This is a genomic window from Rhodococcus sp. Leaf278, assembly GCF_001426085.1.
In the GTDB taxonomy this organism is placed as follows: Bacteria; Actinomycetota; Actinomycetes; order Mycobacteriales; family Mycobacteriaceae; genus Rhodococcoides.
The window spans coordinates 207,234-228,674 of the sequence record NZ_LMRR01000023.1 but is presented as its reverse complement, the minus strand read 5'-3'; the positions used below and the strand labels follow the sequence as shown (position 1 = coordinate 228,674).

The window sequence follows — 21,441 nt, the reverse complement described above, 5'->3', positions numbered from 1 at the left end:
ACTCTCGTGCTCGTCCACCCGAATGTCGTCCACCCGAGCGGCTTCACCCTATGATGCTGCGAGACAACCATGTCTGCCGCGCCGCAACGTTCACGCGGGTGGGGAGCAGGTCCGATCGCGAAGGAGGAGGTGAATCGTCGTGCAGGGATTGATTCTGCAACTGACCAGGGCGGGCTTCCTGCTTCTGCTGTGGTTCTTCGTCTGGGCCGTCCTTCGCACCCTGCGCAGTGACATCTACGCGGCCGCAGGCATGCGAGTGCCCGCCCGCTACTCCGGTGGCTCCAAAGTTCTTCCGTCGTTCAACAAGCAGAAGGTGGCCAAGTACCTCGTGGTGACCCAGGGCGGTCTCGCCGGAACGCGCATCTCGCTCGGTACGCAGCCTGTCCTCATCGGACGCGCAGACGATTCGACTCTCGTTCTGACAGACGACTATTCGTCCACCCGACACGCCCGCCTCTCCCCTCGTGGCGGGGATTGGTACGTCGAGGACCTCGGCTCGACCAACGGTACCTACCTCGACCGAGCAAAGGTGACCACCGCAGTGCGCGTACCTCTCGGAACCCCCGTTCGTGTCGGCAAGACCGTGATCGAGTTGCGCCCGTGACCCTCGTTCTTCGTTATGCCGCTCGCAGCGACCGCGGTCTCGTCCGCTCCAACAACGAGGACTCGGTGTACGCCGGAGCTCGACTGTTGGCACTGGCAGACGGTATGGGCGGGCACGCTGCCGGTGAAGTGGCCTCCCAGTTGATGATCGCCGCGTTGGCCCACCTCGACGACGACGAGCCCGGGGAGGATCTGCTCGGGAAGCTCGAGGCAGCCACCCGTGAAGGCAACGCATCCATCGCCGATCAGGTCGAGGACGAGCCCGAGCTCGACGGCATGGGCACCACATTGACAGCAATTCTGTTCGCGGGCAAGCGAATCGGGCTCGTTCACATCGGCGACTCTCGCGCATACATGCTGCGCGACGGATCGCTGACCCAGATCACCCGCGACGACACCTTCGTCCAATCACTCGTCGACGAGGGCCGCATCACCGCCGAGCAGGCGCACACCCACCCGCAGCGATCGCTGATCATGCGTGCCCTCACCGGCAACGAGATCGAGCCGACGCTGACCGTACGGGAAGTACGGGCAGGCGACCGTTACCTGCTGTGCTCCGACGGCCTGTCCGATGTCGTCAGTGACGAAACCATCGAGAACACGATGAACGAGGGTGAGACCGGTCCCTGCGCCGATCGCCTCATCGAACTCGCACTGCGCAGCGGTGGACCCGACAACGTGACCGTCGTCGTCGCCGATGTCATCGACCTCGACTACGGACAGAGCCATCCCATCCTCGGTGGCGCCGCCAGCACCGAGGACGAGGAGGACGCTCCTCCCCCCAACACCGCAGCAGGACGCGCCGCGGCAATGCGACCGCCCCGCTCGACGCCCAAACGCGTCACCACCCCCGTGGTCACCCCGGAGAAGAAGTCGCACAAGCTGCGCTGGACTCTGATCGCCCTGACCCTGGTGGTGCTGGCGGCAATCGGTGCGCTCGTTGCCAATTCGATCATCAAGGGCAACTACTACGTCGGCGCCGACAACAGCAAGGTCACGGTTCTGCGGGGCCTGCCCGGCTCGGTACTGGGGTACTCGCTGCAGAGCGTGGAACTGACCGGCTGCCTCGACGGCGACGGAGCCGTCACACTGACCGCTCCCGATGCCGCGCCTGCGGACTGTGTTCCCTTCGAGATCGACGACCTTCTGCCTGCCGCACGCGAGCAGGTCACGGCCGGCTTGCCGTCGGGATCCCTGAACGACGCACGTGGCCAGGTCGAGCGCCTGGCGTCGGGTGACCTGCTGCCGGTGTGCGAGACCGAGACCGCCGTCACCACCACCCCCGAACCGACCCCCACGACGACGATCATTCCGCCTCCAGGGGTCCCGTTGCCACCGGCCGCGGAGCCGGTCCCTGAGGCGGCGCCGACAACAACTGCGGTGCCGACACCGACGGTTCCGCAGGTCCCCGGCCAGAACTGCAGGACCGGTACTCGATGAGTTCCCCCGCCTCCACCGGAGGGTCCTTTCCGAGTCCGCCCGGAGGGTTCGCTCCTGCACCGATCCAATCGAACCGGCGCGGAGTGGAGTTGCTTCTGCTCGGCGCTGCAGTTCTGATCACGACGATCTCGTTGGTGTTGGTCGAGGCCAGCCAGGAGCAGACCATCACCTGGGATCTCGCGAAGTACGCGCTCGCGTATCTCGCACTGATGACCGTGGCGCACTTGGCCGTACGACGCTTCGCCCCGCATGCCGATCCGCTGCTGCTCCCGATCGTGGCACTCCTCAACGGCCTCGGGCTGGTGCTCATCCACCGACTCGACCTGGCCGATCAGCAGCAGGCGCAGTATCTCGGCAACCCGATTCCGTCGCTCGACGCCAACCAGCAGGTGCTGTGGACGACGCTGGCGATCGCCGGTTTCGTGGCGTTGTTGGTGCTGCTGCGCGATTACCGCACGCTGGCCCGCTACGGCTACACCGTCGGGCTCGCGGGCCTGATTCTTCTCGCCATCCCGGCGATGCTGCCGTCCGCGTTCTCGGAGGTCAACGGATCGAAGATCTGGATCCGACTGCCCGGCTTCAGCATTCAGCCCGGCGAGTTCGCGAAGATCCTGCTGCTCATCTTCTTCGCTTCACTGCTGGTCGCCAAGCGCGAATTGTTCACCGTCGCGGGCAAACACGTGCTGGGGATGGACTTCCCGCGAGCCCGCGATCTGGGTCCGATTCTGGTCGTCTGGATCGTCTCGGTCGCAGTGCTGGTGTTCGAGAAGGACCTCGGCACATCGCTGTTGATCTTCGGAACCGTGCTCGTGATGATCTACATCGCGACCGAGCGGGTCGGCTGGTTGATCATCGGGTTCGGCCTGCTGATCGTCGGATTCCTGTTCGCGTATCAGGTCTTCGGCCACGTCAAGATCCGAACCGACACCTGGCTGCACCCGTTCGACGACTACAACGACACCGGCTATCAGATCGTCCAATCGATGTTCAGCTTCGCCACCGGCGGATTGGCGGGTACCGGACTCGGAAGCGGCCGGCCGTCCCAGGTGCCGTTCGCCAAGACGGACTTCATCATCGCAACCGTCGGCGAAGAACTCGGCCTCATCGGTCTGACTGCAGTGCTGATCCTCTACTTGCTGTTCATCATTCGGGGCCTGCGCACAGCGCTGGCCGTCCGGGACAGCTTCGGCAAACTGCTGGCCGCCGGCTTGTCGTTCACCATCGCAATCCAACTGTTCGTCGTCGTCGGCGGCGTCACCAAGCTCATTCCGCTCACCGGACTCACCACGCCGTTTCTGTCCTACGGAGGATCTTCGCTTCTCGCCAACTACCTGCTGCTCGCACTGCTGATCAAGATCTCCGATGCAGCCCGTGAGCCGGCAACCCCGAAGAAGAAGCCCACTCCTGCAGCACCTATCGCGGACGCTCCGACCGAAATGGTGAAGCGCCCATGAACACTCCTCTGCGCCGCGTGTCCATCGCCGTGATGGTCATGGTCGTCGCGTTGCTCGCCAACGCCACCTACCTCCAGGTCATCAAGGCCGACGATCTGCGAACCGACCCACGCAACTCGCGTGTGTTGCTCGACGAGTACTCACGCCAGCGCGGTCAGATCTCGGCCGGCGGCCAGGTTCTGGCCTCCTCCGTCGCGACCGACGACCGCTACAAGTACCTGCGTACCTACCCGCAGAACTCGATCTCTCCGGCCAGCCCACAGGCCAACGCCCCGATCACCGGCTACTACTCGATGCTGTACTCGAGCAACGGCCTCGAGCGGGCCGAGGACCCCGTGCTCAACGGATCCGACGACCGCCTCTTCGGTGGGCGCCTGTTCGACCTCATCTCGGGCCGAGATCCGCGCGGCGGCAACGTCGTCACCACCATCGATCCCGTCGTCCAGCAGGTCGCATACGACCAACTCACCGCCAAGGGGTACACCGGTTCGGTGGTGGCACTCGATCCCGCCACCGGCAACGTCCTCGCCATGGCCAGCACCCCCAGCTACGACCCCAACCTGTTGGCCAGCCACGACGGCAGCACGACGACTGCAGCGTGGGAGAACCTGAGCAACGACCCGGCCAGGCCGATGGTGAACCGGGCCATCTCGCAGACCTATCCCCCCGGATCCACCTTCAAGGTGATCACCACCGCCGCCGCACTCGAATCGGGTGCGACGCCCGATACCCAGCTCACGGCCGCGTCGAACATCACGTTGCCGGGAACCTCCACGACACTCGAGAACTACAACGGTTCGACGTGTGGGGGCGGCCAGACGGCAAGCCTGCGCGAGGCGTTCGCACGGTCGTGCAACACCGCGTTCGTGGAGCTCGGCATCGACACCGGAGTGGACAAGATGCGCGACGCCGCAGCCGCTTTCGGTATCGGCGAGGACACCTCCATTCCGCTCCCCGTGGCCGACAGCACCATCGGCCCGATCGACGACGACGCGGCCCTCGGCCAGTCCAGCATCGGCCAACGCGACGTTGCGCTGACCCCCTTGCAGGACGCCGTCATCGCCGCCACGGTCGCCAACGGTGGCGTACGGATGGCGCCGAACCTGGTGCAGCAGCTGCAATCTCCCGACCTGTCCGACCTGTCGAGCTACCAGCCGAAGTCCATGGGAGAGGCCATCAGCTCCGATACCGCTGCAACCCTGACCGATCTGATGATCGGATCCGAGAACAACACCAGTGGTGAGGGAAAGATCCCCGGAGTCCAGATCGCCTCGAAAACCGGTACCGCAGAGCATGGTTCCGATCCACGCAATACCCCACCCCATGCCTGGTACATCGGATTCGCGCCCGCGAGCGATCCCAAGGTCGCCATCGCAGTCATCGTCGAAGACGGTGGAGACCGAGCGTTGGCCGCAACCGGTGGCTCCGTGGCCGCACCCATCGGGCGCGCCGTCATCGCGGCCGCATTGCAGGGGAGGTGACATAAGGTGCCATTGAGCAACGGGGCCGTAATCGCCCAGCGCTATCGACTGCTGCGCCTCATCGCCACCGGCGGTATGGGGCAAGTGTGGGAGGCGATGGACAATCGTCTCGATCGCCGAGTGGCGGTCAAGGTACTCAAGGCCGAGTTCTCCGAGGACCCGGAGTTCTTGCAGCGCTTCAGGTTCGAGGCTCGGACCACGGCGCAGCTGAACTACCCGGGGATCGCGGGAGTCTACGACTACGGCGAGACTCGTGACGGCGCAGGCGAATCTCTGGCCTATCTCGTGATGGAACTGGTCAACGGTGAGCCGCTCAACGCAGTGCTGGGCCGCATGTCCAGATTGCCACTGGGCCATGCCCTGGACATGCTCGAGCAGACCGGCCGCGCTCTGCAGATCGCACACACGGCCGGCGTCGTGCACCGTGACGTCAAGCCCGGCAACATCCTGATCACCCCCACCGGTCAGGTCAAGATCACCGACTTCGGCATCGCCAAGGCCGTCGACGCATCCCCGGTGACCAAGACCGGAATGGTCATGGGCACCGCGCAATACATCGCCCCCGAACAGGCACTCGGCGAAGAGGCCACCTCGGCCTCCGACGTCTACTCACTCGGTGTCGTCGGATACGAAGTCCTCGCAGGTTCGAGGCCGTTCGTCGGAGACGGAGCCCTCACCGTCGCGATGAAGCACGTACGCGAGCAACCGGCACCGATGCCGGTCGACCTGCCGCCTGCCGTACGCGAACTCATCGAGATCACGATGGTCAAGGACCCGGCCGCGCGCTACGCCAACGGCGGCGAATTCGCCGACGCGGTCGCCGCCGTCCGTGCGGGTCGCCGCCCACCCGCGCCAGGGAACTCCCGAGGCTCGGGTACCGGCCGGGTCATGATGCCCGGCGTCGTGCCGAGTCCGCAGCCGCCTCCGCCGTCGAGCACCCAGATGATGCCCACGTCCCAACGCGAGTACCGCGGGCCGGCCACCGGGGCGGCTGCCGCAGCAGTGCCGGAGCCCGCCGGAATGTCCTCGGCACAGAAGGGACTGGCCTGGGGTGGCGGTGCCCTGCTGCTTCTTGCCATCCTCATCGGCGGTTACGTACTGCTGACCGGGGGTAGGGACGATACGCAGACACCGTTCGTGCCGCCGACCACCACGACGCAGCCGGTCACGACCACACGAACGACCACCGAGCCGACGACGACCACCACCGAAGAGACCACCACCGAAGAGACCACCACAACTACCACCACCACGACCACCGAACCCACCACCACCACGACGAGCCCCACCACGACGTCGGAGGAGCCGACGCAGACGACGACCACTACCCCCCGGCCGCTGTTCGAGAATCCGTTTCAGCAAGAGCCACAAGGACAACGATGACGACTCCCCGTACGCTCTCCTCTCGCTACGAGCTGGGCGAGATACTCGGTTTCGGCGGTATGTCCGAGGTTCATCTGGCTCGCGACACCCGACTCGACCGCGACGTCGCCATCAAGGTCCTGCGCGCCGATCTCGCCCGCGACCCCACGTTCTATCTGAGGTTCCGACGCGAGGCCCAGAACGCCGCTGCCTTGAATCACCCCGCCATCGTCGCCGTGTACGACACCGGTGAAGCCGAGACCGAAGCCGGTCCGCTCCCGTTCATCGTCATGGAGTACGTCGACGGCGACACCCTGCGCGACATCGTCCGTGCCGAAGGCCCCATGCCGCCGCGCCGGGCCATGGAGGTCATCGCCGACGTCTGTGCCGCGCTCGATTTCAGCCACCGCAACGGCATCGTGCACCGCGACGTCAAACCCGCGAACATCATGATCAACAATGCCGGCGCAGTGAAGGTGATGGACTTCGGCATTGCACGCGCCATCGCCGATTCCTCGTCGCCGATGACTCAGACCGCCGCCGTGATCGGAACCGCGCAGTACCTCTCGCCCGAACAGGCTCGCGGCGAGCAGGTCGACGCTCGGTCGGACGTCTACTCGCTGGGCTGTGTGCTGTTCGAGATCCTCACCGGGGAACCACCGTTCAAGGGAGACTCGCCGGTCGCCGTCGCCTACCAGCACGTACGCGAGGATCCACAGCTGCCGTCCCTCGTCAACGACACGGTGCCGCGCGAACTCGACTCGATCATTCTCAAGGCGATGGCGAAGAACCCGGCCAACCGATACCAGAGCGCTGCCGAGATGCGGACCGATCTGGTTCGCGTTCTCGGCGGTCAACGGCCGAGCGCCCCGATGGTCATGAACGACGAGGACCGCACCACCATCCTGGGTTCGGTCGACTCCCGCCAGGCCGACTTCTCGGGCCGGGACAAGCCTGCCGCGGCCGCCGAAGCATCTCGCCCCTCGCGGCACGCCGGACCCGACGAGGAGCGCCGGAGCCGGCGCGGCCTGAAGATCGGCCTCGTCTCGCTCGCGGCCGTGATCGTCGTCGCCATCGTCGGTGCCTTCCTGTGGTCGCTCGGACCCGGTGCGGACCCCAAGACCGTCACGGTGCCGACCGTCGCTGGACTGGCCGCGGACGAAGCCCAACGCCAGCTCGAGGAGGCCGGACTCCGCGTCACGGTCCAGGAGAAGCCCGATGCGTCGGTGCCGGAAGGATCTGCGATCGGTACCACTCCGGCGGCCGGGTCGCAGACCGAGTCCCCGGGAGCCATCTCGCTCGACGTGTCCTCCGGACCTCAGCAAGTGCAGGTTCCGCGACTGACCGGACGAACGCAACAGCAGGCGTCGGACGCATTGAACGAGGTGGGGCTCGAACTCGATCCCACCATTGCCCGCGCGCCGTCGACGCCGGAGAACCTGGACAAGGTCGTCGAGCAGAATCCGTCGTCGGGCGTGAGCATGAACGCCAACTCGCAGGTGCGCATCACCCTGGGATCCGGACCGGCGCAGGTACGCATGCCCAATGTCGTCGGCCAGCTCGTCGACGTCGCGCAGCCCAACGTGGAGGGTGCCGGCCTACGCGTGCAGGTCCAGAACATCGACTCCTCGCAGCCGGTGGGTCAGGTCGTCTCGACCGATCCCGGAGGCGGCACCAACGTCGCCGAGAACACCGTCGTCACGCTGCGGGTGTCGAACGGCGACAAGATCCCGATGCCGGACCTGTCCGGCCTCACCGAAGCGCAGGCTCTGACGGCACTGGAAACGGCAGGTTGGACCGGGACCGCGTCGAACCTGTCGGCGACGAGGCAGGCGACGCTGGATCCATTGATGGTCGGGCGAGTTGTCAGCCAGACTCAGCCTGCCGGCTCGGAGATCAGCAAGACCGACACGATCACCGTGAGCATCGGGGCGCTGGGAATTCCTACCGGCTAGGCGTCAGCTCAGGCGAAGGCTTCGGATACCTGAGCTTCGAGTGCGGCGACGAGGCCGGCGTCGGTGGGCATACCGCAGACGGCGAGCCAGTTGGCCAGCATCCGGTGCCCGCCCTCGGTGAGGATGGACTCCGGGTGGAACTGAACCCCGTGAATCGGGAGCTCGGTGTGCCGCATCGCCATCACCAGACCCGATTCGGTGCGGCCGATGATCTCGAGTTCCGCAGGAATCGTGTCCTCGCGGACGGTCAGTGAGTGATACCGCGTGGCGGTGAACGGATCGCTCATTCCTTCGAGTACACCGACGCCCGAATGATGCACCAGACTGGTTTTTCCGTGCAGCAGTTCCGGAGCTCTCTCGACGGTCGCACCGAATACGGCTCCGATGGCCTGGTGCCCGAGACAGACTCCCAGCAGCGGCGTCTTCGCGCGGGCGGCGGCCGACACCAGATCCATCGTGGCACCGGCGCGCTGCGGCGTACCCGGCCCGGGACTGAGCAGAATTCCGTCGAACTGCGCCGCGATCGCATCGCGATCGGTGAGGCGGTCGTCATCGTTGCGCCAGACCTCGACATCGACGTTCAGCTGGCCCAGGTACTGGACGAGGTTGAAGACGAAGCTGTCGTAGTTGTCGACGACGAGAATGCGCATGTCGACAGCGTACTCAGCGTGGCTGTGCGTACCGCATGCGCACCGATTCGGTGTACGCGGGCACCGAGACGTCCGCTGAGGTCTCGACGTCGTAGCGCAGGCCGTAGCGCAGCGCGTACTGCTCGTACAACCGCACGCCGGGCTCGTTCTTCAATGCCGCGCGCAACCGGTCCTGGTCGCCGATCGCCGTCATCACGTACGGCGGACTGTACGTCCGGCCGCCGAGCAGCAAGGTGTTGCCGATGCAGCGCGGAGCAGACGACGCCACCAACCGCTGATCCTGCATCGCGATCGCCGAGGCACCGCCGGCCCACAACGCGTTGAGGACACTCTGCACATCGACCTGATGGACCACCAGATCGTTGGGCGAGGCGTCGGATGCATAAGACCCGTCAGGGCCCCGGGGCGCGTCGGCCATCGTCACGGTCAGGCCGGCCCCGGACGCGGCCTCACGGCCCGCCGCATCGGAGAGGGCATCGATGCGGGCCAACGCGTCGGCGACGTCGGTGTCGCCGGAGGCGGTGCGCTGCTGGATGGTGTCCACCTGTTGCTCGAGCGCTTCCCTGCTGCGCCGAGCCTCCTCGTTGCTCCCACGAGCCGCGTCGACGAGATCGGCGAGACGGGTGGTGTCACCACTGCGCAACTCGTTGCCGTCCGAGACATGTCTGGTGGTACCGAGGAGCAGACCCACAACGGCACACACCACGACGGCGAGAACCCACCAGCGGGTGTCGGCGCGGGTCGATCGTCGTGTCACGGGTGCTCGCAATTTGTCCGATGGGTCGGTGCTGGGCTCACCTGGGTTAGCGTGTACAGCAACTGGGTCGGTGACCGTCACAGTCCTCGGGAAGACAATAGCCTGGGGATGAGCGACACCTGCCGATCCACAGGTCCCGTCGTCAGTTGTCCACAGGTCGGTCGCAGGACCGACAGCCGCCAAGAACGCGAAGAGGAAGCAATGCCGAAGTCGAAGGTACGGAAGAAGAACGACTACACGACCAACCCGGCGAACCGTACGCCGGTGAAGGTCAACGCCGGGCCGTCTCCGGTCTGGTACGTGGTCCTGATGCTGGGATTCATGCTGGTCGGCCTGCTGTGGCTGATCGTCTACTACCTCGCTGCGGACGACATCGCGTTCATCGGAAACCTCGGGGCCTACAACTTCTTGATCGGCTTCGGCTTCATGGTCGTCGGGCTCGTCATGACCATGCGGTGGCGCTGACAGTCGAGCGAGTTACACCGATGTCATTCATCCCCAATGTGGATAAACCCTGTGGATAACTTCTCGAACGATCCTCAGGGTGTGTACGAAGAGCGCTGGGCAACACCTGTCGTCGCCATCGGAGCACTGGTGGTGGGCGGTCTTGCCCTCGGAATCGGTGCCGTGCTGTCATCGACCGATGCCGCCGGAGCGTTCCTCGTCGGACTCGCAGCCGTCGGAATGTGGGTGATCGCCGCACTCGCCGCCGCGCAGCGTCCGCGACTGGCCATCACACGCGACGGTTCCCTGACGATGAAACGTCTCGGCGGCGTGCGTACGTACTCCCGCGCCGACATCGTGCGCGTCAAAATCGTGCGCTACCCGCGACTGGGCCGACGCGTCCCGATGCTCGAACTCGACCTCCGCCCACCAGGCGAGGACGACGACCGGCTGATCATCTTCGGTAGATGGGACCTCGGCACCGACCCGCGGGATGTATTCGACGCACTGAACACCCACGGTCTGGTGCCACCGAACTCCTGAAGGCCGACCGCCCCGGGGTACTCGATGTGACGTTCAGTGGCCTTTTCGGGGGTCAATGGCACATCGAGTGGACTCAGGGGCTGGGGGTCGGGGGACGGCGGAGGGTCAGATACCCATCTGCGCGCGGAGGTCGAGCACTCGCACCGCGATGATGCCGAGGGTCACCACAGCAACCGCGATCACCGAAATCCAGGCCATGGACACACCGGCCGAGGTTCGTGGACTCTCCGGCCCGCGGCGCCTGTTGGGGAGAAACACCAAGCCGGCGGTGGCGGCGGCACCGGCGACGAGTCCGCCAGTATGGCCCCACAGCGAGATGCTGGGGATCGAGATGCTGATGAAGATGTTGAGTGCGATGACGATCAGAACCGGTGCCGGGCTTCGCTTGAGTCTGAGCAGAATGACGGCCTGAGCACCCAGTAGCCCGAACACCGCACCGGACGCTCCGGCGGTGAGAGACAGTGGGTTCTCGAACACCATGACCGATGCGCTGCCGCCGAGCAGCGACAGGAAGTAGACAGCGAGATATCTGCTGCGCCCCAGGACCAGTTCGACATCGCGACCGATGAGATACAGCGCGAACATGTTGACCAACAGATGAATCGGCCCGATGTGCACGAAGCCACTGCCGATCAGGCGAAACACTCCGCCATCGGCCACGATCAGACTGTTCAGAGACCAGGCCTGAGCCAGAGCAGAACCGGTGAAGTTGCTGGTGACATTGCCCGACTGGGCGGCGGTGATGCCGAATACCACGACGTTGATCGCGATCAAGGCGTAGGTGAACGGGGTTTTGGCAGATCGCGTGACCGGCGCTCCGGCGACCGTCTGCGCAGTGCGGACGTTCTTGTTGCCCTCGCGTACACAATCGACGCAATGCTGACCTACAGCGGCGGCCTGCAGGCATTGCGGGCACGCCGGGCGACCGCACCGCGAACACGCCAGGCCTGTGGGGCGGTCGGGATGGCGGACGCACACCGACTGGGGTGGGTTGGGTTGGTCACCGTACGGGCCACCCCAGCCGGGGTTCGTCATCGTGAATCTTTCTGTGGAACTAGATCAGGCGATCGTGACGCTGTTGATGACGACCTCGTCCACCGGACGGTCACCGCGGCCGACCTGCGTGCTCGAGATCGCGTCGACGACCTTCTTGGACGCCTCGTCGGTGACCTCACCGAAGATGCTGTGCTTGCGGTTGAGGTGCGGGGTCTTGCCGGTGGTGATGAAGAACTGCGAGCCGTTGGTGCCGGGGCCTGCGTTCGCCATGGCGAGCAGGTACGGGCGATCGAACGACAGTTCGGGGTGGAACTCGTCCTCGAACTTGTAGCCCGGTCCACCGGAGCCGGTGCCGGTCGGGTCGCCGCCCTGGATCATGAAACCGTCGATGACGCGGTGGAAGACTGCGCCGTCGTAGAACGGTCCGGTCTTGGCACCCGATGCGTTCTGCGTCGTGTACTCCTTGGATCCGTCCGCGAGGCCGACGAAGTTCGCGACGGTCTTGGGGGCGTGATTGCCGAACAGTTCGATGACGATGTCGCCGCGGTTGGTGTGCAGCGTTGCCGTTTGGGTCTTGTTTGGTGAAGTCACGCCCCCCATCGTGCCATCTCGGGCGTCCGGGTAGTGAGCAGGTCGTGTATCGGGCGGGCCGGCGGGGGTCCTGTTGTGGAACAGTGAGGGCATGACGAGCACTACGAAAACCGAGCAGGTTCACTCCTCCACCGGCGCGGCGGCATCGACGCTGCTCGGTGCCGCTTCTGTCGTGAGCAAGGGACCTGCCGGAGTGGGTCTGCTGCTCGCCAAGCGCGGCTACGGACTGGCACGCAAGCAGGCCGCACAGCGTCGCGCTGCGACTGCGGAACGGATCGCCGAGGCCAACCTCACCAGGACGGCGTTGACAGTCGAGCCGAAGTCGGGAAACAAGCGCCGCGTTCTGGTGCTCGGCGTTGCCGCTGCGGTCATCGGTGGTGTCGTGTTCTACCTGGGCCGTCGCCGAAACGAAGTACCGCCACCCGCCGACGTTCCGCCGAGCCTGGCCGACTACGACGACGGCTCGTCATAGATACAGGAGCTTCTGCAGTAGGTCGTACAGGGCCGGCCTGGTTCTGATCACGGCGTCCTCGCTGCGGCCGGCCACAACAAGCGCGGTGTTCTGTCGACTGGTCGATCCCTCGGCGAAGTAATCGCTGTGACCGATCGACCCGGTGCGCCCGTCGGAGCCATCGGTCGAAAGCAGCGTGACCCCGTCCAACGTGCCCGGATCGCGGCCGAAGGCACCGAGGTCGGCCACGATATCGCCGACGGCTTCGGCCGAGAACACGTGCCCGTCCGGTAGCCGGAGGTCCGCGGCCGTGTGAGTACCCCACCCTGGGGATCCGAGCGCCACGAAGTCGTCGACCCCGGTGTCGGCTCGCAGTGCCGACGCTGCGGTGAGCGACCCGTAGGAGTGCGCCAGCACCGACAGGTGCGGATCGCTCGCCCGCGCTGCGTCGAGTCCGTCCAGAAATGGACCGAGCCGTTCTGCCCCCACGTCCGCCGCCGTCGCGGACAACACGGTTCGGCTGGGGTCGAGCAAATTCCAGCCGAGCTGCGGGGCCTGGTAGTTCATCCACGTCACGACCGCCGCAGTCTCCCCCTGGACTCCTGGAAGTAGCTGCTGCACAGTCGACTTCAACCCCTCCATATCTGCGTCGTAGCTCTCGATGTCTCCGTGCACGGTCGAACCGAGACCGGGTACGAATACGGCGACGTGAGTGGCTGTATCCACATCACCCACAGCAACAGCCGCTGTGGTCTCCTCGTACGAGGTGTTGTCCAACACCAGAAGTTGCCGATCTCCCTGCGCCAATACAGATTCGATCGCATCGAGCGACGCGAGTCGCTTGCGCGTCTGGTCCAACCCCGCGTCTGCGTCACTGAAGATTCCTCCGAACACGTTGCCGTCCAACTCGTTCCGTAGCTCGGCCTCGGCCGTGAGGAGGCGCGACCGCTCGGCAGCCAGTACCCGGCGGTTCGCACTGTCTCGCACTCGACCCGGCACACCGTCGAGATTGCCGATCAGCCCTGGTTTCTCCACCATGAGCCGGGTGCGCGCGGCAGGCGAGAGCGCGCTCCAGAACGCAGCATTGGCAGCCGAAGTCGCGCCCGGAGTCACCGAGGCCGTTACTGCGGTCGCGACCTGCATCTCCGAGGTCGCCCCGACGAGGCGTCGGGCAAAGGTTTCGTCGAAAGCCGTGGCTGTGCGCACCAACTGGCAGATTCCTGCCGCCAACTCCTCACGAAGACGCCGACGATCACGCGTCGTCGACCAGAGGTCCGAAAGCGCAACCGAGTACGACTCGAGCGTGTCGGTCACCGAACCGTCGGAGTCGATCCCGAACCGTGACTCGACGGCCTCCTGCTCCACCGCCCGTAGAGCCGCGATCAGACTCGCCACATCGATCGAGGCGTCGGCGATGCATATCGCGATCCGAAGCAGCTCGTCGGAGGAACTGCGTGCGTCGGATCGCACGTCTCTCATCAACTTTCGGGCCGCATCGGCGGCCGCACCGACCCATTCGTCGCCGAACGCGGCGTCCGGAAACGACCGATGTAGGACGACCAGTTCGCGCCATTGCCGCATCAGACCTTCGGAGGCCGTGATCAACTCACCGCTGTTCCACGATCTGAACTCGTCGAGTGTGACCATCGTGAATCCCCCGCAGCGTCGTCGTATTCGACGAGTCAACGCGACGGACGAACCTCGGTGCACAATCTATCCCCAGCCTGTGGATGAAATCTGGGGATCAAGGAGGCCAGGAGCGTCCTGTGCACATCACTGCGCGATTCGGTGAACCGGTCCGCTGAAGCCGTCTCCTGGGTCGGTCGGGCGACTGGCCCGAGGCGGCCTGCTCCGTTTCGCCCGGTAAAGATCTGCGTCGGCCGCCCGGTAGATCTCACCCCACCGACGACCCGCCGGCATGCACGCGAGGCCGACGCTCCATTCGGCCCGGTGGGCATGGCGCAACCGATCGATGATCTGCAAGGCTTCTTTCTCGAGAACCCCGGGCATGAACAACACGAACTCGTCTCCCCCGAGGCGACCGAGAACATCTCGTTTGGTCAGCTGCCCCTTCCACGCTTTCGAGACCCGAGTCAAAAGTACGTCACCCGCGATGTGGCCGTACTCGTCGTTGATCTCCTTGAAATTGTCGAGATCGAGCACCGCCAGGCTGACCGACAGTCCGCGGGCGGCGCAGGACGGAAGCATCTTTTCTATCTTGGACTCGAAGCCGAAGCGGTTGAGCAGCCCGGTCAATGCGTCGTGGGTCGAGAAATACCGCATCCGGCGTGCGAAGACGCCGAACACCTCGGTTGCGCCGACGATTCCGAGAGCGACGAGAATATAAGAGATGAACGGTGTCCCGTACGGCGCGATCGCAGCACCGATCACTGCTGAAACAGCAAGCACCGCAACCCAGATGCCTGCGTTTCGCTCCGACCAGAAGGCACCGATGTGCATTCCGAGGAACATCGCGGCCTGCACACAGATCAAGAAGGCCGGCATGGTGTCGCTGCTACCCAGCGCACACGCGAGTCCCACCACCGACAGCGCAGTCGCACAACCCACCGCCCGTTTCGGGCTGGGCACGCCCGCACGCACCAGAACCGCGATCGCCAGGGGACCCATTGCCAACGCAAGCGCGGCCAGAAACTGCTGGGGACCGGACAGGTTGGACCACGATGCGACAGCGCTCGCGGCGTAGAGGACGGTGGTCACGGCCGCGAACACTGCGAGCATGCGGCCGGATTCGTCGAACCTCAACCTGCTCACCAGTCGGTGCCGGTTGCGTCGAGCGATGCCTGCTCGCGGCAACGCACACCGAAACCAGCCACACCTCTCACCTGATACCCCCCAGGCACCATCGGGCCTCCCCACGCACTAGGGCCATCGACTCACATGACCCAACGATGCCCGGACTCTAACACCTCGAAGGCGCGACCACGACTCTGCGCGGGGAAGACGCAGCAGGTCAGGAAGCCTTCTCGGCGCGCTCGGCCTCCCTGGCGAGCAAGCGATCCCTGGACTCCTCGAACTTGGTCGCCTTGGATTCCAAGTCCTCCACGAACGCGGCCAGCCGATCGCGATCCCGCTCGCCCTCACCGGTGAAATCGTTGCGCTCGAAGACGTTCCACTTTCGCAGAACGGGCATCAGCACTTCGTCCAAATGCTGACGGAGGTCGTAGATTCCATTCTTGGCCAGAATCATGGCGTTCTTGCGGAAATTCGGCATGTTCAGGCCGGGCATCTGGAAGTCCGTTGCGACATCGGCGATAGCGCGAACCATCTGATCGGGCACGAGATCCAACGACGCCTCGCCGAGGTTGCGATAGAAGATCATGTGCAGATTCTCGTCCGCAGCAACACGAGCCAACATTCGATCAGCCACGGGATCCCCACACGCCAACCCCGTATTACGGTGCGACACCCGAGTCGCCAACTCCTGGAATGTCACGTACGCCACCGAATGCAGGAAGTTCGCCCCGTCCATCGGCGCATCCACGCCCACGGTCATGTGATGCATCCGAGCCCGCTCCAGCTCCACCGGGTCGACTGCACGTGTCACCACCAAATAATCGCGCATGACGATTCCGTGGCGATTTTCTTCCGCAGTCCAACGCCCCACCCACGTGCCCCAGGCACCGTCCAGCGAAAAGTTGTCCGCCAATCCTCGGTGATACGACGGCAGATTGTCCTCGGTGAGCAAATTGGTGATCATCGCGGTGCGGGCCAATTCCGACAGCGACGACTGCTCGAGAGACCAGTCCTCCCCACCCATCGCGGCGAAATTCCGGCCGAGATCCCACGGAACGTAGTCATGCGGATGCCATTCCTTGGCCATAGACAGATGGCGATTCAAGTTGGCTTCCAGGGTGCCGTCGAGTTCGGTCAACAGCTCTTCATGATCGAGAACACGTGTCATCTGCGGGGCTCCTTCGAACATCGAGGTGCCCGAACCGCCAATCGATTCGAGACAGTGGCGAACGACGTCCGCCGAGACAGTTGCGACGGCACACCCCCCTGCGGTGTGCCGTCACGACCGTTCACGCCGATCGTGGGACCGACGTTCTTGCACACCGACCACGCTAGGGACGACGCTCCCAATAGGAAACAGAACAGTCGAGGGTCTGGACATATGGGCGCCGGTGACAAGCGCACTTGGGTGCGGTCACAACCCCCTTCTGCGGTCGCCTCGGGTCCATCGGCACTCGATGTCACATTTGGTGGCCTTTTCGGGGGTCAATGGCACATCGAGTGGACTTTGGGCGGCGGTGTGGGTGCACACAAAAAAGGACGCCCACGAAGTGGACGTCCTTTTGATTGTGGAGCCTAGGAGATTCGAACTCCTGACATCTGCCTTGCAAAGGCAGCGCTCTACCAACTGAGCTAAGGCCCCGGGTGTTGCGGTTGAACGTGCACGAACATTACACGTTCGTTCCGAGCGACTGTCACCCGGTGGAGATGCTGTGCCAGACGCCGTCCGAGCTGCGCGTGGAGCGCACCTTCGATATTGTCACCACTGCGATCACCACCGATGCGACACGAAGAAGGATTTTCACGTCCTGCCTCTTTTCGTTCGTTCGGTGTGGGCCTAGGAGGACTTGAACCTCCGACCTCTTCCTTATCAGGGAAGCGCTCTAACCGCCTGAGCTATAGGCCCTCATCACTGCTTTGGGCCGAAGAATTGCTCTCCTCGAACCGAGGGATGAGATTACCGTATCGGGCCGCTGTCTTCCAAAACGGCCCGATACGGCTACTCGTTGTGCAGGTCAGTCGCGGTCTGCCAGTGTCACTTCGACACCACCGACCAGGTCCGACGACAGGTTGTAGATGAACGCACCGATTGTGGTCAGAGCGGTGAAGAGTACGACATTGATCACACCGATCACCGCTGCGTACCCGAACACCTGACCGGCGCTGACGAGTCCGCCGTCTCCGGACTCGTTGACGATCTCGGTGAACGCACTGTTGAGACGGTCCCAGACGCCCATGCCGTCCAGCACGGCGTACAGCAGGCCGACGGCAACCATCCACACGAAGAACAGTGACACCGCGATGACGAGTGCGATCTTCAGCGTCGACCACGGATCGATCTTGCGAATCTGAATAGTCGCGCGCAGGGGATTCCCGTCCGCGCTGGGCACCGCGGAGATGGCGGCGGGCACCGCGCGGTCGGTCTGGGTCTGTTCGGGATGTCGGACAGCGGACAGATCGGGCATGTCCTTCGCCAGATCCTTGCGTTCGATGTGACGGGTCGGCCCGTCGATCACCGCTGCCTTCGACCGGGCGGCCTCGCGCCGTTCGGTCTTGTCCTCGGTCGCTTCACGCTGAGCGGGCTCGGCGGTCGTGCGGGCAGACCGGTCGAACTCGGCATTGGGTGGAAGGGCAGCCCCGCGACCGGACAGATTGGTCTGAGGCTGGTTCTGCGGCTGCTGACGGTCCTCCGAGCCCTGCTGCGTCGGACGCTGACCGGCACCGCGCTGCCACGGCGGCGTTCCCGACCCACCCTGCTGACCTTCCGACTGAACGGGCATCGCCGCTGTAGCGGAGTGGTCCTGCTCACGAGCAGCCGGAGAAACCGATCGATCGGCGCGCGTCGCGTCGCCCCCGGCCGACCTCTCCGGTGCCTGTGATCCCTCGGTGACTGCCGGACCCTGCGGTGGGGCCGGACGAGAAGGCGGTCCTGCAGGTGCCTGTCGCTGTGTGGGCTGCCCGTTCGTCGGTCGATCCGCGGTGGCCTGGCCGGCACCGGGCTGATTCGGCCGAGCGGGCGGACCCTGGTTGGCCGCCCCCGGAGGAGCCTGCGGCGGGCGTCCCTGGGGTGCAGGCGGTCCCTGGGGTGCAGGTGGACGCTGCGGCGGTGAACCCTGCGTCGGTCGTGCCGGGCCGTTGGGAGCACCCTGTGCCGGACGCACCGGCGGGCGAGAGTTCCCCTGGGGAGCCGGTCCGCGGCCGGCTGCGGGTGCCGGACGAGCGGCGGGCTGCGGGCGGTTGCCCGGACGAGCACCCTCGGGCGGCGCAGGACGCGCGGGCTGCTCGGCCCGCGGTGCCTCGCGACCGTCCGGTGCGCCGCTGGGGCCGGGCCTGCTACCAGGCCGGTTGGGAGTGCTCACTTACGACTCCTTCGCTGCATCGTCTTCGGTGCCCACGGCATCCGGTTCGATCTCGTCGGCGTTGCGCGCGATCGCGAGCAGTGTGTCGCCTTCACCGAGATTCATCAACCGCACGCCCTTGGTCTGTCGGCCGGCTTTCCGGACCTGCTTGGCAGCAGTCCGAATGACACCACCACTGGACGTGATGGCATACAGCTCGTCCTCGTCGTCGACGATGAGAGCTCCCACCAGCGTGCCACGCTTGGGGTCGTACTGGATTGTCAGTACTCCCTTTCCGCCGCGGCCCTGCTGCGGGTAGTCCTCCATCGCAGTGCGCTTGGAGTAGCCACCCGAGGTCGCGACCAGCAGGAACTTGCCCTCGGCGACGACGTTCAGCGAAAGCAGCTCGTCCTCGCCGTTGAAGCGCATGCCCTGCACACCGGATGTCGCACGGCCCATGGGCCGGAGCACTTCGTCGGTGGCGGAGAATCGGATCGACTGACCGAGTGCGGACACCAGCAACAGATCGTCTTCGTTGCTGCACAACACCGCACCGACCAACTCGTCGTCGCCGCGCAGGTTGACCGCGACGATCCCGCCGCTGCGGTTGGAGTCGAAATCGGTCAGCCGTGACTTCTTGACCAGACCACCCTTGGTGGCAAGCACCAGGTAGGGAGCATCCTCGTAGGTCTTGATCTGGATGACCTGCGCGATCCGCTCGTCGGGCTGGAACGCCAGCAGGTTGGCGACGTGCTGTCCGCGAGCCGTTCGGTTCGCCTCGGGCAGTTCGTACGCCTTGGCCCGGTAGACGCGGCCCTTGGTGGTGAAGAACAGAATCCAGTCGTGCGTCGAGCAGACGAAGAACTTGCTGACGATGTCGTCCTGCTTGAGCCCTGCACCCATCACACCCTTGCCGCCGCGTTTCTGCGAACGGTAGAGGTCGGTTCTGGTGCGCTTGGCGTATCCGGTTTCGGTGATCGTGACGACCACGTTCTCCCGGGCGATCAGATCCTCGTCGTTGACGTCACCGTCCGCGGCGATGATGCGCGTACGACGGTCGTCGCCGAACTTCTCGACGATCTCGGCAAGCTCGTCCCGGACGATCTGACGCTGTCGCTCCGGCTTGGCCAGGATGTCCTGCAAGTCGGCAATGGTTCGTTCGAGTTCGGCCAACTCGTCGATGATCTTCTGACGCTCGAGAGCTGCGAGGCGCCGCAGCTGCATGTCGAGGATCGCCTGGGCCTGGATCTCGTCGATATCGAGCAGATCGATCAAGCCCTGCTTGGCCAGATCCACCGTCTGCGACGCGCGGATCAACGCAATGACCTCGTCGAGCGCGTCGAGGGCCTTGACGAGTCCGCGCAGAATGTGGGCGCGCTCCTCGGCTCTACGCAGCCGGTACCGAGTGCGCCGCACGATCACGTCGAGTTGATGAGTGACGTAGAAGCGGATCATCTGGTCGAGACGCAGAGTGCGCGGCACGCCGTCGACGATCGAGAGCATGTTGGCACCGAAGCTGGTCTGCAGCTGCGAGTGCTTGTAGAGGTTGTTGAGCACCACCTTCGCGACGGCGTCGCGCTTGATGGTGACCACGATGCGCATGCCCACACGATCGGACGACTCGTCGTCGATCTTCGAGATGCCGGACAGCTTGCCGTCGCGGACCTGCTCGGCGATCGAGGTAATTAGATTATCGGGGTTGACCTGGTAAGGCAGTTCAGTGATGACGATCGTGGTGCGACCGTTCGAGTCTTCCTCGATCTCGACGACGCCGCGCATGCGGATCGAACCGCGTCCGGTCGAGTACGCGTCCTGAATACCCTGACCGCCGACGATGAGACCGTGCGTGGGGAAGTCCGGGCCCTTGACGCGCTCCATGCAGGCCGCGAGGGTCGCTTCCTCGTCCGCCTCGAAGTTGTCGAGAGCCCAGAACACCGCGTCGCCGAGTTCACGCAGGTTGTGCGGGGGGATGTTGGTGGCCATACCGACGGCGATGCCGTTGGAGCCGTTCATCAACAGGTTGGGTACCCGCGACGGAAGTACCGTCGGCTCTTGGGTTTTGCCGTCGTAGTTGGGGATGAAATCGACGGTTTCCTCGTCGATGTCGCGCAGCATCTCCATCGCGAGCGGCGTCAGACGCGCCTCGGTGTATCGCATGGCGGCGGCGCCGTCGTTGCCGCGCGAGCCGAAGTTGCCCTGACCGTCGACCAATGGGTAGCGCATCGACCACGGCTGAGCCAGTCGCACGAGTGCGTCGTAGATCGAAGTGTCGCCGTGGGGATGGTAATTACCCATCGTTTCGGCAACGGGGCGTGCGGATTTCACGTAACTACGATCGGGCCGGAAGCCCGAGTCGTACATCGCGTACAGCACGCGTCGGTGCACCGGCTTGAGGCCGTCGCGGACCTCGGGCAATGCGCGGCCGACGATGACGCTCATCGCGTAATCGATGTAGCTGCGCTGCATTTCCTGCTGAATATCGACCGGATCGATCCGGTCTCCACCCTCGGCGTTCGTGGTAGAACCCGGCGGGGGTCCTACCGGCGGTTCGGTGATGTCAGACATACAAATCTCCTCGAGAAACGGTCACCCGCACGCGCCGAGAGCACTCGTCGGTGCGTG

18 protein-coding genes and 2 tRNA genes are annotated in these 21,441 nt (G+C 64.8%); 9 read left to right on the top strand and 11 right to left on the bottom strand.

Features of this window, described 5'->3' with window-relative positions:
* Window positions 1-139 precede the first annotated feature (139 nt).
* Genes ASG84_RS18165 through pknB form a run of 6 tightly spaced genes read left to right on the top strand, consistent with a single transcriptional unit; the run spans window position 140 to window position 8,295 of the window.
* The gene (locus tag ASG84_RS18165; RefSeq protein WP_027494977.1) at window positions 140-604 is read left to right on the top strand and encodes an FHA domain-containing protein FhaB/FipA; all 465 of its coding nucleotides are present in this window, start codon (window positions 140-142) and stop codon (window positions 602-604) included.
* Window positions 601-2,043, top strand: coding sequence for a PP2C family protein-serine/threonine phosphatase (locus ASG84_RS18160; RefSeq protein WP_057478393.1), 1,443 nt, complete (start codon window positions 601-603; stop codon window positions 2,041-2,043). Before ASG84_RS18165 ends, ASG84_RS18160 begins: the two co-directional genes overlap by 4 nt.
* The gene (locus ASG84_RS18155; protein WP_057478392.1) at window positions 2,040-3,497 is read left to right on the top strand and encodes an FtsW/RodA/SpoVE family cell cycle protein; all 1,458 of its coding nucleotides are present in this window, start codon (window positions 2,040-2,042) and stop codon (window positions 3,495-3,497) included. The genes ASG84_RS18160 and ASG84_RS18155 overlap by 4 nt, the downstream gene beginning before the upstream one ends.
* Window positions 3,494-4,978: a peptidoglycan D,D-transpeptidase FtsI family protein gene (locus tag ASG84_RS18150; RefSeq protein ID WP_057478391.1), complete on the top strand. Its 1,485-nt coding sequence runs from the start codon at window positions 3,494-3,496 to the stop codon at window positions 4,976-4,978. The genes ASG84_RS18155 and ASG84_RS18150 overlap by 4 nt, the downstream gene beginning before the upstream one ends.
* Window positions 4,979-4,984: 6 nt before the next feature.
* Window positions 4,985-6,361 (top strand): serine/threonine-protein kinase, encoded by a 1,377-nt coding sequence (locus tag ASG84_RS18145; protein WP_057478389.1) that lies wholly within the window; start codon window positions 4,985-4,987, stop codon window positions 6,359-6,361.
* Entirely contained in the window at window positions 6,358-8,295 is a 1,938-nt protein-coding gene (pknB, locus tag ASG84_RS18140) for a Stk1 family PASTA domain-containing Ser/Thr kinase (RefSeq protein WP_057478388.1), read from the top strand. The genes ASG84_RS18145 and pknB overlap by 4 nt, the downstream gene beginning before the upstream one ends.
* Before the next feature lie 8 nt (window positions 8,296-8,303).
* Here pknB and ASG84_RS18135 read toward each other — a convergent pair whose 3' ends face one another.
* A complete protein-coding gene (locus tag ASG84_RS18135) occupies window positions 8,304-8,945 on the bottom strand; it encodes an aminodeoxychorismate/anthranilate synthase component II (RefSeq protein WP_057478386.1) in 642 nt (213 codons plus the stop codon).
* A gap of 13 nt (window positions 8,946-8,958) precedes the next feature.
* Window positions 8,959-9,702 carry a DUF881 domain-containing protein gene (locus ASG84_RS18130; RefSeq protein WP_057478385.1) on the bottom strand — a complete coding sequence of 248 codons (744 nt, stop codon included), beginning with the start codon at window positions 9,700-9,702 and terminating at the stop codon, window positions 8,959-8,961.
* 201 nt (window positions 9,703-9,903) lie between these two features.
* On the opposite strand from ASG84_RS18130, the gene crgA reads away from it, so the two are divergent.
* On the top strand, window positions 9,904-10,167 hold the full coding sequence (gene crgA, locus ASG84_RS18125; RefSeq protein ID WP_057478384.1) for a cell division protein CrgA: 264 nt from the start codon (window positions 9,904-9,906) through the stop codon (window positions 10,165-10,167).
* Between the two features lie 36 nt (window positions 10,168-10,203).
* On the top strand, window positions 10,204-10,689 hold the full coding sequence (locus tag ASG84_RS18120; protein WP_057478383.1) for a PH domain-containing protein: 486 nt from the start codon (window positions 10,204-10,206) through the stop codon (window positions 10,687-10,689).
* Between the two features lie 105 nt (window positions 10,690-10,794).
* Here ASG84_RS18120 and ASG84_RS18115 read toward each other — a convergent pair whose 3' ends face one another.
* Both ASG84_RS18115 and ASG84_RS18110 read right to left on the bottom strand, forming a co-directional pair.
* On the bottom strand, window positions 10,795-11,724 hold the full coding sequence (locus tag ASG84_RS18115; RefSeq protein ID WP_057478382.1) for a rhomboid family intramembrane serine protease: 930 nt from the start codon (window positions 11,722-11,724) through the stop codon (window positions 10,795-10,797).
* A gap of 24 nt (window positions 11,725-11,748) precedes the next feature.
* Window positions 11,749-12,285: a peptidylprolyl isomerase gene (locus ASG84_RS18110; RefSeq protein ID WP_156399583.1), complete on the bottom strand. Its 537-nt coding sequence runs from the start codon at window positions 12,283-12,285 to the stop codon at window positions 11,749-11,751.
* An 82-nt stretch (window positions 12,286-12,367) separates the two neighbouring features.
* On the opposite strand from ASG84_RS18110, the gene ASG84_RS18105 reads away from it, so the two are divergent.
* Window positions 12,368-12,748, top strand: a complete 381-nt coding sequence (locus tag ASG84_RS18105; protein WP_057478381.1) for a hypothetical protein — start codon at window positions 12,368-12,370, stop codon at window positions 12,746-12,748.
* Here ASG84_RS18105 and ASG84_RS18100 read toward each other — a convergent pair.
* The 7 genes from ASG84_RS18100 to gyrA all read right to left on the bottom strand — a co-directional run bounded on the left by ASG84_RS18100 (window position 12,743) and on the right by gyrA (window position 21,384).
* A complete protein-coding gene (locus ASG84_RS18100; protein WP_057478380.1) occupies window positions 12,743-14,374 on the bottom strand; it encodes an alpha/beta hydrolase in 1,632 nt (543 codons plus the stop codon). The two genes, ASG84_RS18105 and ASG84_RS18100, sit on opposite strands and share 6 nt — an antisense overlap.
* Window positions 14,375-14,500: 126 nt before the next feature.
* A complete protein-coding gene (locus ASG84_RS18095) occupies window positions 14,501-15,499 on the bottom strand; it encodes a GGDEF domain-containing protein (protein ID WP_235581724.1) in 999 nt (332 codons plus the stop codon).
* 199 nt (window positions 15,500-15,698) lie between these two features.
* A complete protein-coding gene (locus ASG84_RS18090) occupies window positions 15,699-16,649 on the bottom strand; it encodes an acyl-ACP desaturase (RefSeq protein WP_057478502.1) in 951 nt (316 codons plus the stop codon).
* Window positions 16,650-17,050: 401 nt separating this feature from the next.
* Window positions 17,051-17,123: transfer RNA gene (locus ASG84_RS18085), tRNA-Ala, on the bottom strand.
* A 190-nt stretch (window positions 17,124-17,313) separates the two neighbouring features.
* A tRNA-Ile gene (locus tag ASG84_RS18080) sits at window positions 17,314-17,387 on the bottom strand.
* A gap of 109 nt (window positions 17,388-17,496) precedes the next feature.
* On the bottom strand, window positions 17,497-18,840 hold the full coding sequence (locus ASG84_RS28270) for a DUF3566 domain-containing protein (protein ID WP_235581723.1): 1,344 nt from the start codon (window positions 18,838-18,840) through the stop codon (window positions 17,497-17,499).
* Entirely contained in the window at window positions 18,841-21,384 is a 2,544-nt protein-coding gene (gyrA, locus tag ASG84_RS18070) for a DNA gyrase subunit A (protein ID WP_057478379.1), read from the bottom strand.
* Window positions 21,385-21,441 lie beyond the last annotated feature (57 nt).

Excerpts from the sequence above, each read along its gene's own strand:
- pknB (WP_057478388.1), top strand. The coding sequence starts at position 6,358 with ATGACGACTCCCCGTACGCTCTCCTCTCGCTACGAGCTGGGCGAGATA.
- ASG84_RS18115 (WP_057478382.1), bottom strand. The coding sequence starts at position 11,724 with ATGACGAACCCCGGCTGGGGTGGCCCGTACGGTGACCAACCCAACCCA.
- ASG84_RS18135 (WP_057478386.1), bottom strand. The coding sequence starts at position 8,945 with ATGCGCATTCTCGTCGTCGACAACTACGACAGCTTCGTCTTCAACCTC.
- ASG84_RS18090 (WP_057478502.1), bottom strand. The coding sequence starts at position 16,649 with ATGACACGTGTTCTCGATCATGAAGAGCTGTTGACCGAACTCGACGGC.
- crgA (WP_057478384.1), top strand. The coding sequence starts at position 9,904 with ATGCCGAAGTCGAAGGTACGGAAGAAGAACGACTACACGACCAACCCG.
- ASG84_RS18100 (WP_057478380.1), bottom strand. The coding sequence starts at position 14,374 with ATGGTCACACTCGACGAGTTCAGATCGTGGAACAGCGGTGAGTTGATC.
- ASG84_RS18110 (WP_156399583.1), bottom strand. The coding sequence starts at position 12,285 with ATGGGGGGCGTGACTTCACCAAACAAGACCCAAACGGCAACGCTGCAC.
- ASG84_RS18105 (WP_057478381.1), top strand. The coding sequence starts at position 12,368 with ATGACGAGCACTACGAAAACCGAGCAGGTTCACTCCTCCACCGGCGCG.
- gyrA (WP_057478379.1), bottom strand. The coding sequence starts at position 21,384 with ATGTCTGACATCACCGAACCGCCGGTAGGACCCCCGCCGGGTTCTACC.
- ASG84_RS18155 (WP_057478392.1), top strand. The coding sequence starts at position 2,040 with ATGAGTTCCCCCGCCTCCACCGGAGGGTCCTTTCCGAGTCCGCCCGGA.
- ASG84_RS18120 (WP_057478383.1), top strand. The coding sequence starts at position 10,204 with ATGTGGATAAACCCTGTGGATAACTTCTCGAACGATCCTCAGGGTGTG.
- ASG84_RS18150 (WP_057478391.1), top strand. The coding sequence starts at position 3,494 with ATGAACACTCCTCTGCGCCGCGTGTCCATCGCCGTGATGGTCATGGTC.